Below are 15,496 nucleotides of genomic sequence, written 5' to 3' on the forward strand. Positions count from 1 at the left end.
AATTCTTTTCAATTCAGGCGCGAATTTTATGAACATCGAGGCTTGAACTCGCTCCTATGGTCAGTAGTTTTCAGTTATCCAACCACGGAGCCCATATGCGAATCTCATCCAAAGTAGCCCTAGCGACGGCAGCTTTCATCGCCTCAGCAGCAGCATTTTCTCAAACGCAGCCTGCCGAAGTATCTCCGCGTCAGTCGACGGCTGAGCCTCAACATGGTGACGCCATGACGACTTCGTCTCACTCATATGACGAGCAATTTCTCGATACCATGGCCAAGCACCACGAGGAAGCAGTCCAGATGGCCGAGCTAGTCGATAGCCGCAGTGCGCATGATCAGCTAAAACAAATGGCGAAGAACACCATTGATGACCAGGGTGCTGAGATTGCTCAACTACGCAAATGGAAGTCGCAATGGTTTCCCAATAAGGGGAGTGCTGTGAACATGAAACTGCCCGGCATGATGCAGTCGATGAAAGGTATGTCGATGGAAAAGCTCCAGTCGAGTCAAGGCGATGAGTTTGATGCCATGTTCCTCGACATGATGATCAAACATCATCGTGGGGCACTCACCATGGCGCAGGACGCCATCAAGAAATCCCGTCACCCAGAAATTGTTGCCTTCTCCAAGAAGGTCATCTCACAACAAGAAGAAGAAATTTCCACGATGAGTCGTTGGAAAAAGGAATGGAAGCTGGCCGTCCATTGAAGAGTGATCACCTAGCTTCCTGTTTGCCATGAGTCTGGCATTGGCCAGAACGCAATCCGGGTAGTCGGACTGCCCATCTATCAAGGAGATCGAAATGTCACATGAAGATTTTCGTACCTGTATCGAGGCCTGCTATGCGTGTGCAGCAGCTTGCGACCGATGTGCTGCAGCTTGTTTGCAAGAAGACGATGTGAAAATGATGGCTCGTTGCATCGCCACTGATGCCGACTGTGCCACCATCTGCAGAACCGCTGCTGAGTTAATGGCCCGTGGCAGCGAGTTCGCCCAAGAGGTTTGCACGCTGTGTGCGCGGATCTGTAAGGCATGCGCTGAAGAGTGCGCCAAGCACGAGGCCCAGCACTGCCAGGACTGCGCACAAGCTTGTACGCGTTGCGCTGAAGCATGCAGTCAAATGGCCGCCTAAATCGTTCGCCGCGTCCGGCTGCCGATGCCGGACGTGTAGCGCCAGCTTAATGCATGTGCCTTTGAAGCGACGCGCGCACCACCTCAGCGCTACTAGGTAGAATGCGAAGAGCGTACTCAGCCAGCGGAAACTCAAGCGTTCCGCGCAGATTGAGCCCCTCCAAATTAGTGGGCGCGATACGTCGCAGCAGTTCTGGAGCAATTGGTTCATCCCCGATCTTCTGAAATCGATCGACGGTGCGTTGCATATGGGCCGTGTTCCAAGCCATCAGCACATTGGTTAGTAGTGAAAGGCTGGAGGATACGGCAGCGAGGGACTCTGGCCGCTTAGCAAGTTCTGTTGGGATTTTACCGGTGTGAACGGCGCGTTGAATCGCATGTACGGCTTCGCCGCGATTCAAAACATGCCGCAACTCTCGACGGAATGTTGGGTTAGTGAAATAGTCTATCAAGAATATAGAGCGCAACAGCCTCCCAAGTTGGACGCCTCCGTCATATACCTCTTGGCCTCGTGCTGCAGAACCGAAGCGCTGTAAAGCCTGTACGGCCGTACACCGGCCACTCCGGATGGACGCGACAACCCGCACGAACTGGTCATAGATAGCTTCGATCGCAAGGAGGTCGACGTCCCCAGCGACCACTGGAAGCGTTTCATCCGGCACCATATGTCCACGGGGGACGTGCAAGTAGCGGTCACGCATGTGCTGTAGGACAGGGCAAAGATCAAACTTCAGACCTTTGGCCACCGCAATGCCAAAATCGGTATAGCCATGGGTGTCAACGGCGAGCTGAGCGACGTCATCGGTTCCGTTTTGCCGCACCACCCCCTCGATGGCCGCGCCTACTTGCCGTTCTTTGAGCAAAATTGGCTGGTCGTAAAAAATGCCCCAGCGATCACGCACATGAGTATAGATCCCGATGGAGGCGGTACGCCGACGTGGATCCGCTCGGGCTTGCCATACGGTGCGGGTTGTCTCCAGACTCATCATGTCGGAGGAGGCCAAGTCGCCAATTCCCCAGTGCGCCGCGATAGGGTGGCGATGCATGTAGGCTAGCACCGCATCGGCCGCTTCACGCAACTTGCGCTCATCGGCAACGACCTTCATCATCTGCCGGATCGCGGAGGCCTTGAGTTCAGGAATCATGCGGGAGATGTCAGCCGCCGACAAGGAGGTTCCGTGCGCCAGCACAGCGGCATAAACAAGAAGTAACTCACTGCGCGAGCGCGGCTCCCTACCCAAGAGCATCCAGGAAAAACGCACCTCGCTGTCGATATCGAGGATGATCTTGGGAAGTTGACCCACTGGACGATCATCAAAGATGGCGCGACGCAGCGCATCTAGAGCCGGGTCTCTTTCCTCAGCCACGATAGCCTCATTGCGTACGCGACCTGCCTCAATGCGCACCTCGCCGCGAAGATAAGCATCTCTCAGCCGATCAAGGCCGCCGTCAAGGTGGTCGACAATCTTTGCCAAAAAGACCTTGGGATCTTGCGGCAGCTCCAGGTGGCCGTAATAGTGGTTCCGCTTTGCCTTCCATTCGTCTTCAGGGATGAGCAATGTAGCGCGACTGCGAAAGGAGAAACTGTGATCAACGTACACAGAACCATTTCTTAGCGCCATTCGTAATGCGGAGATAGTTGCCCATTCGAATGCTCGCAGCGCCTCGGTACGGTCTTCGCCCTCGATGTTCTCCCTCCATACGCGACCGAGTTTAATATTGACGTCCTCTGGCAATTCGCTGTTACCGTCAGGGCCGTAAAGGTTGCGAAGCACGTTGATTGCGTCCACCACGGGATGCTGCGTCTCGGACTCAAATGGCAGCGCGACGAGCTTATGCAACATTGCACGCGCCTGAGCGCTCTTGGTCATTAGCTGCAGCCGGATTAAACTACGCCGGCTGGGCGCGTGCTGCTGTAGCACCTGGTCCGCCAGTTCCACGATCTTGGTCAGTGATTCGTCGGCCGGAGTGTCAGTGTTCAAGGCGAGCAGCCTCACCGACTCGGCAAAACCGCAGAGCTGCCTTTTTAGATCAGGTCGACCGGCGTCGACCTGTCTGCCGGCCTCTGTTATAACTTCAATTGCCCATCGGCGGAACATCGCGAGTAGCTGGTCGGTCGCCGAGCAAAGGGCATAGCGCATGAAGCAGGCGGTTTCCAGCCCACGGGACTGAGATGTAATGCGCTTACTGACGGAGGGTGGGCGGTTGGCGCATCGCCGTGCGTAATGACGAACTAGCGTTTCGTTGATCTGGGAGGGCCAACTGATGGGGACTCGCAATCCATGCAGATGGTCGATTTTCTCAAACAATTCGGACATCTGAACCGTTGAATGCTTCACCGGAACTGCCCACAGCCACTGCTGAAGACTGGCCCGATCACCAACCGGCGCGGCAAGATGCCGGCTCCACTCTTGAACATTGGCCTCGCCTAAGCAGCACAGCAAGGTCGACTCCAGGGATGTTTCGTGGCTGCGGATTGCCTCAGCTATCACGCGCTTCAGTTGGCGATCATGGGGTATCAGAATCTGATGCTCATACAACCAACCTTTAACCTGCATGAGCAGCGTCGAGGCGTCCGGCCGGCCGACTAATGTCTCTTTGAGCCAGCGGACCAGGTAACGTCGCTGGTGCTCGGTCATCGATGAAAAACCGAGTGCTTGCTGCGCTAGTTGCTGATGGTCGATCAACGTTCGCGGCCGTGTCTCGTAGAGCGAGCGCAATGTTCCGATTTCAGGCGGCGCGATGGATAATTGTTCGCCAAGATGGCTCCACAGAACCTTGGGAACTTGCTTGTAGGCATCCAGGGTGCGGCCCGTCATCCGGATAAACCCAAGGTGAAGGGCGAGCGCCAGGCGGTAGAGGAGGTTGCGCCGCGCCTGAATCAGTGTTTGTTCTTTGGCAGAAAACGTGAAGAACGTGTTCAGCTCAAACTCAGTCAGTTCGGGCGGAATGTGGCGCAGGCCGAGGTAGGGAGCGTGCCAGTGGTCCATTGTTTAACTCTCTGAAGAGAACAATGCGCACCATCATACCCGGACGGGGAAGGCAAACAGTAAGTGATTGATTTTAAAGAGATTGTTGAATTTCGCATCGCTGAAGCCCGCGTAAACACTGGGTTGGGCTACCGTCGCTTACTGCACGCGGGTCAAAGGAACCCCTACCAGGGGAAGGAGGCCGATAAGGACTTCAAGAAGAAGTTTCTGATCGCCTTGCGTGCCGTGCTGGCCGTTTATCCGCAAGCCAAGGTCAAGCAGGTGACGGGCGGGCTGATGTTGATGGCCTCGCCGCCGCCGATCCCGTACAAGGGGCAGTAACCCCCTTTGGGGCTTCCCCGCTGCGCGGGGACCGGGACGCCCATTCCAGGCGCGCGCCTTCGCGCTTGGTCCCTACGGGACTGGCCGGCGTCGCCGGCCACCTTCCAGGCCGCCCTAGCCGTGCGCCCTTCGGGCGCTGTTCAGATCAACACCCAACCGTCCAAAGCGAAGCACGGTGCGAGGTCGCGGCCTTTATCCGTGGCACTGTTGAGGCATGCCTTCACCTGGTCGAGAGCGGAGCCCGTCACGATGGCGCGAGCGAAATCCAGGCTTGATGCGATCTTCTTGGGCACTGTGAGCACGAACCGCATATGTCCCCACTGGTCATGCTCCCCGTCGTAGGTCGCTTGCCAGTAGTCGTATTCGGCAGGCAGCTCGAAGAGTCGTGCCGTCAGTTTGAACTTCTGCCCGTCCGAGCGCTGGTAGGTTCCAAGGGCGATGTCGTGGTGAGGGACTTTGCCAAGCAGCATGTTTGTCTCACTTTGTCGATTCGATGAACGCACCGAGCTTGTCCAAGTCGTGCGACCAGAACAGGGACAGACCGCGTGCCTGCGCCTGTTCGAGGTTCAGCACCTTGAAGACGCCGGCCAGTGCCGCGGCCGGCACGACCTGCGCGGTGCCGAACTGCTTGATCCAGTACTCAGCCTTGACGGCCGCGTCGTTGTTCAGGCGCTTGACGCTATTGGTCGCGCTGTTCGACACCTTGCACTCGATCGCCATGAGGCGCGTGTCGTGCAAGCGCACGACGACATCGGCCTTGCGCTCGCCGAGCTGGCATTCAGCGCAGAACTGCATGGGCTGCGGCCCTTTGACGATCGTGTTGATCGCCACCGCCGGGGCTTCGGTGAAGCCCAGGGTGCGCAGATAGTCCTTGACCGTCGTCTCTTGGTTTTCCTTGCCTTCGTTCCGTCGCTCGGTGGCAATGCGCTGCGCGGCCAGAAGCACAGACGACGCCAGCAAGGCGGCTTCGCGCTGTTGGGCCGTAGGTGCGCCGCCGGCTTCCATCCAGGGGAAGCGGTAAGGGTCAATCACGCGCTCGATGACGCCGAACACCTTGCGCAGAGCCTCGGCATCCTTCTTCAGAACGCCGGGAGCGATCGAATCGACGTCAGCGATGACTTGGAGATCGTCGTCAGAGATCGGCGGGCCGGCCAGGTAGCGCAGGGCCTCGCCCAGTCCCAACCCGTAGGCTTCCGCGAGGTTGTCGTCGGTGATCGCGCCGGGATTGAGGTCGCTCAGCTTCTTGAACAGCAGCTCGAACTTGCCGCGCGCCTGGTTGTAGTGAGTCGCCCAGGAATCGGTGACGGCCAGGCGCTCAGCTCGGAACTGCGAGGCAGAGGTCGCGGCGTCTTCGGCTAGTTCGGCAGTGGTCCATCGAGGCGGTGCGCTTGTCATGCAGGCAATGCTTCCAGGCTTGGGATGCGCAGGCGCTCGATCTCCTTGGGCTCGAACTTGGTCAAGCCGCCGGCATAGGTTCTGCCGCTCCCCGTGTTGATGTTCTTGTTGAGCCACGTCACCAGGCGAGCCATCACGCCATCGTCCAGCGGCTGGCGAGGGTAGAGGCCATGCGCGACGTTGATGTGTCGCGCGTCGCATGCGTTGAGCGTGAACTGAGGCGGCCGGCGGGCCATGTAGGTGCAAAGAATCGGGGCCGGGGCTTTGAGGCCCACGGACCACCAGGCTTTGCGGTGCTGTGCGATGTAGCTTTGATCCGCGCCGTTGAGCTTCGCCCACGACAGGAATGCGGCGATGCGTCGGCGCTCTTCCTTGGTGAACTCGTCCAGCTCGGCGGGCAAGTCGACGACACGACGCAGAACCTCGGACGATTGCAGATGTGCGCCGGCCTGGATCAAGTCCTTGGCCTTGGTGACGGCCGGCAGCTTGACGCGATCGGGCAGGCCCCTCGCATGCTCGCCAGCAATCCAGATGTCGTTTGCTCCCGTGACCTGGCCCCGATGCACGCGGAACAGCTCGCCGATCTCGATCTCGCCGGCCGCAGCTTGTTCGGATGGACGGACGATGATCGACCAGCGCGGGGCGGCGTGCAGCCGCTCGCGCGGGATGTCGGTTCCCTTCGACAGGCCGTTGAGCCGTTCCAGCTCGTCGACGGATCGCACGCGCACAGGCTCGACGGTTTCACCGACACGGAAGCAGGTGATGGCGGCCGTCGTCGCCGTGCCGGGGAAGGCTTCGATGGTCGGTTCGAGGACGTGAAGAGCGATGCCGCCCAGCTCGTCAAGCAGCAGGCGGCGCAGCGCCGATCCGTAGTTCACATCCATCCACTCGGCCGAGGTGATGAACGCGCCCACGTCGCCAGCCTTCGCGAGAAGGCGAGTTTGCAGGAAGAAGTGCAGATGAAGGCCGGCCAGCGCGCTCGCCTTGATGCCGAAGTCGGCGAAGTTGGAGGCGTACCAGGCTTTCCAGTCTTCGGCGATGTCGTGGTGCCGCACATAGGGCGGATTGCCGATGAAGGCGGTCATGCCTGTGCAGCGCGGTAGCTTGACTTCCCGGTAGTCCTTGACCAGAACGGTCGCCCGATCGGTCCAGCCGCGAGCGCTCAGGTTGGCGCGCAGCATCAGCGCGGCCAGGGGGTCCATTTCCACGGCCACCAGTTGCGCTTCGGGGAAGGCTTCGCCTGCGGCCAGGATGAAGCGACCCGACCCCGCACCCGGATCGACGATGCGTGCTGGCGCACCTTGGCTGGCCAGCCAGGTCATCATCGAGCGCACGATCGGCGCAGGCGTGTAAACGGCTCCGGCGGCGCGACGGTCGGCCGCTGATCGGATCAACGAAAACGCCTCTCCCAGAGGATCGCCGCCGCGAGAGATCGCCTTGCGGATCGCGTCGATGTCCCGAGGCTTGAGCGCCGATGCCGGCGCGGCTTTCGCGAGCTTGCGCTCGGCCGCAGACAGGCCGCCTTGTCCTGCGATGAGGGCAAGGCACAGGGCTACTAGCTCTTGTTCCGTCTGCACGTTCATTTCTGTTTTCTCTTGGAGCCGGCGAACAGGTCGGCCTGGCCTTGTAGCTGCTTCTCCGTGAAGGTGCGCATGAAGTCGCGCAGCACGTCGGAGGCATGCCGGTCTTGGGCTCGGCAAGCCTGCACGAACGCCTCGCGCAGCTCTTTCTCCACCCTGATGCGCATCCCGGAGTCTTTGAGCGACATCGGTAGAGGGTAGCACAATGGATACACATTGTGTATCCATTGATGCGATCCGCCGGCAACCAAAGTCCCGGTTTTGAGGTTCTACGCCGGAACCCCCGAAAATTTTGTCACCCCAAATCCAGCACAGCCAAGAGCGCGTCCAGGTCGATCATGTTGCCGCCGCTCTGAAATGTGTAGCGCCCATTCAGGGGCGGTAAACCAAAAAACAGCAGAATTTGGCATTTCCTTAGCTCCGCTTCCACCGAACCGATTGGGAGCACCATCATGTATCGCGGTGGTCTGGCGTCGAATGCTGGGTCAAAATTCTTCCCAGTCGTTGACTGTGGCTGTTGCTACCGGTAGGCGTTTATGTGACGGAGCAACCCGCGGACCGCCCTTTATTTTCCGGTATGGCGTAACGACTCCCTGGGCCGGGCTGGCTAGTGGCACCAGACGTCGTGCTGGTTGTATAGGCGCTCTGGACGTCGTTTGCGTCGCAGCAATCTTGAACACACTGACGACCTGAGCCAGACTGCCAGCCTGCTCCTGTAGGGACGCCGCCGCTGCGGCGGCCTCTTCTACCAACGAGGCGTTCTGCTGTGTGACTTCATCCATTTGGGTGATGGCCTGGTTGATTTGTTCGATGCCCGAGGTCTGCTCTTGGCTGGCCGCCGTAATTTCTCCCATGATGTCAGTGACGCTCTGGACGCTGTTGACGATGGCTTGCATGGTCAAGCCGGCCTGATCAACCAGTTTGGCACCGATATCGACCTTTTCAACAGAATCGCCGATCAGGGATTTGATTTCCTTCGCTGCCGCCGCCGAGCGCTGCGCCAAGTTGCGCACTTCGGACGCCACCACTGCGAAGCCGCGCCCTTGTTCGCCGGCACGCGCCGCTTCCACCGCCGCGTTCAGTGCCAGGATATTGGTTTGAAACGCGATGCCGTCGATCACGCCGATAATATCGACAATCTTTTTTGACGATGCATTGATCGAACCCATAGTGTCGACCACCTGCGACATTACAGTGCCACCCTTGATCGCCACTTCCGAGGCAGAAATTGCCAACTGGTTTGCCTGGCGCGCATTGTCGGCGTTTTGCTTGACAGTACTGGTCAGTTCTTCCATCGAGGAAGCGGTTTCCTCGAGTGAACTGGCCTGCTGCTCGGTACGGGAAGACAGATCCAAGTTGCCGCTGGCGATCTGGCTGGAGGCGGTGGCGATGGTATCGGTGCCGATGCGCACCTGGCCAACGATATTAACCAGACTATCGTTCATATCCTTGAGCGCCTGCAACAGCTGTCCAGTTTCATCCATCGAATTGATATCGAACTGGCTGGTTAAATCGCCGGCGGCGACGGTCTGCGCCACTTTTACCGCTTCATTTATTGGGCGGGTGATCGATCGTGTGATGCCATATGCAAAGGCGATGCCGATTAGTACTGCAGCCATTCCCAGGCCAATCATCAGATTCCGGGAGGAATTGATGCTTTGCTTAATATCGGCTCCGCTGGTTTCGACGATCTTCTTCTGCAGCTCCGTAAATTCCTTGATGCTGCCCTGCAGCACATCGAGTGCCGGGAGCGTTTCGGTGATCATCATGCGGGTGGCGTCGTCCCGCTTATCCTCGGCCACAAGCTTGTCAACTTTTCTAAAGGAGGCGACATATTGGGCGCGGCTCTCCTTGATTTTTGCCAGAAGGGCCTTGCCTTCCTGCCGGTAAATCAGCTTGTCGAGAGTCTCCATCGCCTCGTTAATGGTTTTCTTGTTGAACTCGATATGTTCGCGGATCTTGTCCGCGTATGCCTTGTCGGGCGCAATGAGCAGTTCCATGGTCCGGCGTGCGTTGGCCCGTGTCGTGGCGTCGATCGTGTTTGCCGCCTCCGCTTTGACCCAATCCTTATCAACCATTTTGTTGCTGGTTTCGCCAATGCTGGTCAGATGTATGAACCCGATCGCGATCAATGACGCCATCAGCAGCAACACCAGCCCGAAACCCGCGCCGAGCCGTACGCCGATTTTCAAGTTTGTGATATTCATTTGAATTCTCCTGAAGTAGTTCGTATTCGCTTGCACGGGGAGCCTCAAGTCGGCGACTTCCTAATAAATCCGAAGTCGGTAGTCCGCCCTGAACAATTGCCTCACGCGGCAGTCAGCGCAACCTGAACGCGGTAGTGACAGGCCGAGCGCGCCAGCCAAGCCAAGACAACGGCCTGTAGATGGGCAACAAAAAGCCTCAACAGGCTCAGCAGCAGGCGGATGTTGTGCCCGGCACCGCACAGCACGGCATGCAGCGCATCGCCCAGCGCGCCCTTGAGTGGATTTCGATCCAGTCGTCCGTCGCTCTTCATGTGTCCGATCGTCGGCTCGATCGCGCTTCGCCGTTTGATCATGGCCTTCATCGTGCGCGTCACGCCTCGCCGCTGGCCTGATCTGAGAATCTGCACGCCCTCGACCTCGGCACCCTTGTAGCCCTTGTCCACCATCACAGTACGCGGCCGGTGGTTGGCCAGGATGCTCACCTGCTCGATGGTCTCATCCAGCGTGTGCCCGTCGTACGGATTGCCGGGCATGGAGCGCATGCCCACCACCAGGCCTTCTTTGAGCGTGGTCGCCAGTGTGACCTTCACACCGAACTCGTAGGGGTTGCGTGCCTTACCTTTGGAGATGCACTCCACTTCGGGCGCATGCAGGGCATACAGCTTGTTCTTGTCTTTGGTCTTTTGCGTGAGGATGCGGCCCACGCGCTGCAGCAGGTCCTGCCCCTTGGCCTGAACCTGCTCGGGCAGCTTGGTCAACTGGCGCTGCACGTCACGCTGAACGCGGCCCACTCGGGTGCGCAGTGTCTTGATGGCGGCACGCATGCGCTTGTACTGTTTGGCATGGGCATAGCGGCCGACCTGTGTGGCCAGGCGCGGCGCCTCGCGGTTGTAGTTCTGGCGCAGGCTCAAGCCGTGGTCTTGCGCGAACTTGACCATGTGCTGCCGGCTGCGCTCGAGCAAGCGGCTGTCCGTGGGGTGGGCAATGGCCTTGGGCATCACCGTGGTGTCCACGATCACCTTGTCCAGGCTGGCGCGCTTGATCAGACCTGCGGCTTTAGCCGCTTCGATGGTCACAGCCAGCAGCAACTCCACGCCTTCTTCACCAATGCGCTGGCGCCAGCGAGTCAGGCTTGACGGATCAATGGGCAACTCGGTTTGCAGGTAGGTCTCGCCGGTGAAGAACTGCCAGTACGGGTTCTCCAGCCAGGTGTTGACCACCATCTCATCAGAGGCATCGTTGGCGTGCTGCAAGTACAGCAGACCGCCCACCAAGCGGGGTGGCAAGGCTGGCCGACCTCGGCCTGAAGTGAAGTGGCCCGCGAAGTGATGCTCGATCAACTCCCAGTTCATCAGCCCGGCAAGGCGGATCAGCGGATGCTTCATGTTGAGCTGCTCATCCAAGCGCGGACGGAACATCTCGGCGGTCTGGGCGGTGCGGGTGTGGGGCTTCATGGGCTGCCAAATTTGCAAGAAAGCGCGGGGCCGGTATTTGTTTCCTTGCAAATATCGCACCACACTTCAGCCGAAATCGTATTGCAGATCAACGACTTGCGGATTGTTCAGGGTGGACTCGGTACCTGGCATCGATTGGTTGGCGACAATCATTGAAATTCGTTAGAAATAAATCCGAGGTGATGTCGGCGGGGCTTGGCCGGGTGCAAAGAAGAAGGCAGCCTGGGGAAGAATCTGTGTGCATCAGGAGCGGGTTGGGGATCCTGGGCGGCTGACTGAACGCCAACGATATGCTTTCGCGACCGGGATTTCAACTACTATCGGCAATTATTTTAATATGAATCAACGAATACATCTATTGAACAACTAACGTCTCTTAACAAGGACTGTTAGACACCCAAATTCGGTCGAATTTGTTCAGTGCGCTTGACGGAAAACAGTTGTTTGGCGACAGTTCGGCCGAAACCGTCACGGCGATCCCCAACACCCCAGAAATTTCGTACGGAAAATGGTGCCGCAATGGTATACCATACGCAAATCTCAATCCACTGGTTTTCCGCACATGCTTATTGGCTACATGCGCGTATCGACTGACAATGACCGCCAGTCCACCGACCTTCAGCGCGACGCGCTGCTGGCGGCCGGCGTCGATGTGCGCCACCTGTTCCAGGATCATGCCTCCGGCGCCAGGGATGACCGGCCAGGCCTAGCCAAAGCGTTGGAATATCTCCAAACCGGAGACGTGTTAGTGGTGTGGAAACTTGACCGGCTTGGCCGCTCACTGCCGCACCTGCTCGGTATCGTGAACGGGCTCAAGGAAAGGCGTGTAGGATTTCGCTCGTTGACGGAAAGCATGGACACCACCACGCCGTCGGGCGAATTCCTGTTCCAGGTGTTCGGCGCCCTCGCGCAGTACGAGCGCGCGCTGACGCGCGAGCGCGTCATAGCCGGACTTGCCGCCGCTAAGCGCCGCGGCCGTCGCGGCGGGCGGCCGCTGGCGATCACAGGCGAGAAATTGGACGCCATTCTCGCAGCACTGAACGGCGACATGTCGAAGGCGGCGGTATGCCGCAACTTCGAGGTCAAGCGCACTACGCTGATCGAGACGTTGGCAAGGATCGGCTGGCCTGCCGCCACGAAGGCAGCACAGGAATGACGGCCAAGAGCAAGCGACTGACCGTCCTCTCCGAAGCCGAACACGAAGCGCTTTATGGACTACCCGACTTCGACGACGGCCAGCAGTTGGGCTTCCTGGCGCTGTCGGAAGCGGAACTGGCGCTTGCCACCAGTCGGCCGGGCATTCCGGCACAGGTCTACAGCATCTTGCAGATCGGTTATTTCAAGGCAAAGCAGACGTTCTTCCGCTTTGACTGGCTTGACGTCGAAGATGATGTTGGTTTTGTCTTGAGCCGATACTGCCAAGGAGAGGCATTCGAGCACAAGACGATCACCGACCACGAGCTCTACACCCAGCGCAGGCTCATCGCCGATCTGTTTGGCTACCGGCAATGGTCTGGTGAGTTCATTCCGCAACTTGCCATACAGGCCGCACAAATCGCACTGCGCGACGTGACTCCGGGATTCGTCGCTACCGAATTGATCGTCTGGCTCAACCAACACAAGATCGTCCGTCCGGCGTACACCACGTTACAGGATATCATCAGCGACGCACTGTCGACTGAACGTCGACGCCTTGCCGATCTGTTGGGCGAAGTGATCGACGAGCCGACCAAAGCCGCGTTAACCCAGCTCCTGGTACGTGATGACACCCTGTCTCAACTGGCGGCGCTCAAACAGGACGCCAAGAGCTTCGGCTGGCGTCAGATGATCCGCGAGCGCGAGAAGCGCACCGTGCTGGAGCCACTGCACCGGATCGCCAAGGCTCTACTGCCCAAGCTGGGCGTTTCGCAGCAAAACCTGCTGTACTACGCGAGCCTGGCGAATTTCTATACCGTTCACGACCTGCGCAACCTCAAGGCGGATCAGACCCATCTCTACTTGTTGTGCTACGCCTGGCAACGTTACCGGCAGCTCTCCGACAACCTGGTCGATGCGATGGCCTATCACATGAAGCAGTTGGAGGACGAGAGCAGCGCGCTCGCGCAGAAGTCCTTCTTAGCGGAACATGTGCGCCGTCAGCAGGGTACGCCGCAGGTCGGTCGCCTGCTGTTGATCTATGTCGATGACACGGTAGACGACGCCACGCCGTTCGGCACCGTGCGCCAGCGCGCGTTCAAGATCATGCCGAAGGACACGCTACAAATCACCGGTCAGCGCTTGAGCGTGAAGCCGATGAGCAAATTGGCCCTGCACTGGCAGGCGGTGGACAATCTAGCCGAACGCATCCGCCGACATCTGCGACCGCTGTATGTCGCACTCGACTTTGCCAGCACCGTCCCCGACAGTCCTTGGCTCGCAGCGCTGGCCTGGGCCAAGAGCGTGTTCGCCAAGCAGCAGCGCCTGTCGCAACGGCCGATGGCGGAATGTCCGGTGGCCACGTTGCCGAAACGATTGCGACCATACCTGTTGACCTTCGATGCCGACGGTAAGCAGACCGGATTGCACGCTGACCACTACGAATTCTGGCTCTATCGGCAGATCAGGAAACGATTCCAGTCGGGCGAGATTTATCTTGACGACAGCCTGCAACACCGCCACTTCTCCGACGAGCTGGTCTCGATGGACGAGAAGGCCGACGCGCTCGCGCAAATGGACATACCTTTCCTGCGTCAGCCGATCAAAGCCCAGCTCGACGTGCTGACGGCCGAGCTGCGCGCACAATGGCTCGCCTTCAACACCGAACTGAAACAAGGAAAACTGACGCACCTGGACTACGATAAGGACACGAAGAAGCTGATCTGGCGCAAGCCCAAGGTGGAGAATCAGAAGGTCCGCGAGAAGGGGTTTTACGAACAACTGCCGCACTGCGATGTTGCCGACGTGTTCCGCTTCGTCAACGGACAGTGCCAGTTCCTGTCGGCGCTGACGCCGTTGCAGCCGCGCTATGCGAAGAAGGTAGCCGATGCCGACAGTTTGATGGCGGTCATCATCGCGCAGGCGATGAACCACGGCAATCAGGTCATGGCGCGCACCAGCGACATCCCGTACCACGTGCTGGAGACGACGTACCAGCAGTACCTGCGCCAGGCATCGCTCCAGGCCGCCAACGACCGCATCAGCAACGCCATTGCCGCGCTGCCGATCTTCCCGCATTATTCGTTTGATCTGGATACGCTGTACGGTGCCGTCGATGGTCAGAAATTCGGCGTCGAGCGGCCAACCGTGAAGGCGCGCTCTTCGCGCAAGTATTTCGGGCGCGGCAAGGGCGTGGTCGCCTACACGCTGCTATGCAACCATGTACCCATCAACGGCAACTTGATCGGCGCACACGAATACGAGGCGCACCATGTGTTTGACATCTGGTATCGCAACACGTCGGACATCGTGCCAATGGCGATCACCGGCGACATGCACAGCGTCAACAAGGCCAACTTCGCCATCCTGTACTGCTTCGGCCCGCGCTTCGAGCCGCGCTTCACCGCGATGGATAAACAACTGAAGGAACTGTATTGCGCCGATGACCCTGCGCTGTACGAGAAATACTTGATCCGCCCGGTCGGCCAGGTTGACCTGCCGGCGATCGTCGACGAAAACCAGAGCATGAATCAAATTGTCGCCACACTCGGGCTGAAGGAGATGACCCAGGGCTCGCTGATCCGCAAGCTGTGCACCTACACCACGACGAACCCGACGCGGAGGGCGATCTTCGAATTCGACAAGCTCATCCGCAGCATCTACACGCTGCGCTACCTGCGTGATCCGCAACTGGAGCGCAATGTCCACCGCTCACAAAACCGCATCGAGTCCTACCACCAGCTGCGCTCGGCCATCGCCCAGGTCGGCGGAAAGAAGGAGCTGACCGGGCGGACTGACATCGAAATCGAGATCAGCAACCAGTGCGCGCGCCTGATCGCGAATGCGATCATATACTACAACTCGGCCATCCTGTCGCACCTGCTGACGAAGTGCGAGGCCAGCGGCAACGCCAAGGCCGTGACGCTGATCACCCGGATGTCGCCTGCAGCCTGGCGCCACATCCTGCTGAATGGGCACTACACATTCCAGAACGGAGGCAAGATGATCGACCTCGACGCGCTCTTGGCCGGGCTGGATTTGGGGTGACAAAATTTCCGGGGGTTCCGGCTTAGACCCCCTGCAAAGGCCGGGGAGTCTGCCCCTCGTGCACCACGCGGCGGATGGTGGAGACGGCGGCACACCTGAGCGACCACGTTTTCCCCCGCCTGCCGGTGCGCCAGTGGGTGCTCTCCGTGCCCAAGAGGTTGCGGTACTTCATGCAACGCGACGGAGCGGTGCTGAGCATGGTGCTGCGCATCTTTCTGCGGGTGATCGCACAAACTC

Annotated in this window: 13 protein-coding genes and 1 pseudogene; 7 read left to right on the plus strand and 7 right to left on the minus strand. The window is 59.0% G+C overall.

Features of this window, described 5'->3' with window-relative positions; genetic code table 11:
* The first annotated feature begins 95 nt into the window (after positions 1 to 95).
* Positions 96 to 707: a DUF305 domain-containing protein gene (locus FYB76_RS20105; protein WP_195724682.1), complete on the plus strand. Its 612-nt coding sequence runs from the start codon at positions 96 to 98 to the stop codon at positions 705 to 707.
* Positions 708 to 969: 262 nt separating this feature from the next.
* Positions 970 to 1,131: a four-helix bundle copper-binding protein gene (locus FYB76_RS27130; protein ID WP_370516383.1), complete on the plus strand. Its 162-nt coding sequence runs from the start codon at positions 970 to 972 to the stop codon at positions 1,129 to 1,131.
* A 46-nt stretch (positions 1,132 to 1,177) separates the two neighbouring features.
* Here the strand turns inward: FYB76_RS27130 and FYB76_RS20115 are convergent, their stop codons facing one another.
* Entirely contained in the window at positions 1,178 to 4,120 is a 2,943-nt protein-coding gene (locus FYB76_RS20115; RefSeq protein WP_154134802.1) for a Tn3 family transposase, read from the minus strand.
* 63 nt (positions 4,121 to 4,183) lie between these two features.
* Between FYB76_RS20115 and FYB76_RS26880 the strand changes: the two genes are divergently transcribed.
* Entirely contained in the window at positions 4,184 to 4,441 is a 258-nt protein-coding gene (locus FYB76_RS26880; protein WP_229297042.1) for a hypothetical protein, read from the plus strand.
* Positions 4,442 to 4,581: 140 nt separating this feature from the next.
* Here the strand turns inward: FYB76_RS26880 and FYB76_RS20125 are convergent, their stop codons facing one another.
* From FYB76_RS20125 to FYB76_RS20150, 6 genes are all read right to left on the minus strand, one after another.
* Positions 4,582 to 4,911 carry a hypothetical protein gene (locus tag FYB76_RS20125; protein WP_154134803.1) on the minus strand — a complete coding sequence of 110 codons (330 nt, stop codon included), beginning with the start codon at positions 4,909 to 4,911 and terminating at the stop codon, positions 4,582 to 4,584.
* A gap of 7 nt (positions 4,912 to 4,918) precedes the next feature.
* Entirely contained in the window at positions 4,919 to 5,836 is a 918-nt protein-coding gene (locus tag FYB76_RS20130) for a XamI family restriction endonuclease (protein ID WP_154134804.1), read from the minus strand.
* Positions 5,833 to 7,419: an N-6 DNA methylase gene (locus FYB76_RS20135; RefSeq protein ID WP_154134805.1), complete on the minus strand. Its 1,587-nt coding sequence runs from the start codon at positions 7,417 to 7,419 to the stop codon at positions 5,833 to 5,835. Before FYB76_RS20135 ends, FYB76_RS20130 begins: the two co-directional genes overlap by 4 nt.
* On the minus strand, positions 7,416 to 7,604 hold the full coding sequence (locus FYB76_RS20140; RefSeq protein ID WP_154134806.1) for a plasmid-related protein: 189 nt from the start codon (positions 7,602 to 7,604) through the stop codon (positions 7,416 to 7,418). Before FYB76_RS20140 ends, FYB76_RS20135 begins: the two co-directional genes overlap by 4 nt.
* 297 nt (positions 7,605 to 7,901) lie before the next feature.
* On the minus strand, positions 7,902 to 9,623 hold the full coding sequence (locus tag FYB76_RS20145; protein ID WP_154134807.1) for a methyl-accepting chemotaxis protein: 1,722 nt from the start codon (positions 9,621 to 9,623) through the stop codon (positions 7,902 to 7,904).
* 101 nt (positions 9,624 to 9,724) lie between these two features.
* Positions 9,725 to 11,077: an IS5 family transposase gene (locus tag FYB76_RS20150; protein WP_154134808.1), complete on the minus strand. Its 1,353-nt coding sequence runs from the start codon at positions 11,075 to 11,077 to the stop codon at positions 9,725 to 9,727.
* On the opposite strand from FYB76_RS20150, the gene FYB76_RS26700 reads away from it, so the two are divergent.
* The 4 genes and pseudogenes from FYB76_RS26700 to FYB76_RS20165 all read left to right on the plus strand — a co-directional run.
* Positions 11,000 to 11,233, plus strand: coding sequence for a hypothetical protein (locus FYB76_RS26700; protein ID WP_195724683.1), 234 nt, complete (start codon positions 11,000 to 11,002; stop codon positions 11,231 to 11,233). The genes FYB76_RS20150 and FYB76_RS26700 overlap by 78 nt on opposite strands.
* A gap of 406 nt (positions 11,234 to 11,639) precedes the next feature.
* Positions 11,640 to 12,233, plus strand: a complete 594-nt coding sequence (locus tag FYB76_RS20155; RefSeq protein ID WP_154134809.1) for a recombinase family protein — start codon at positions 11,640 to 11,642, stop codon at positions 12,231 to 12,233.
* Positions 12,230 to 15,259, plus strand: a complete 3,030-nt coding sequence (locus FYB76_RS20160; RefSeq protein ID WP_154134810.1) for a Tn3 family transposase — start codon at positions 12,230 to 12,232, stop codon at positions 15,257 to 15,259. The genes FYB76_RS20155 and FYB76_RS20160 overlap by 4 nt, the downstream gene beginning before the upstream one ends.
* A 32-nt stretch (positions 15,260 to 15,291) precedes the next feature.
* Positions 15,292 to 15,496 (plus strand): annotated as a pseudogene (locus FYB76_RS20165) (IS91 family transposase); the annotation flags it as partial.

Origin of the sequence: Herbaspirillum sp. CAH-3 (genome assembly GCF_009668275.1) — a bacterium.
GTDB classification, from domain to species: domain Bacteria; phylum Pseudomonadota; class Gammaproteobacteria; order Burkholderiales; family Burkholderiaceae_D; genus Herbaspirillum; species Herbaspirillum aquaticum.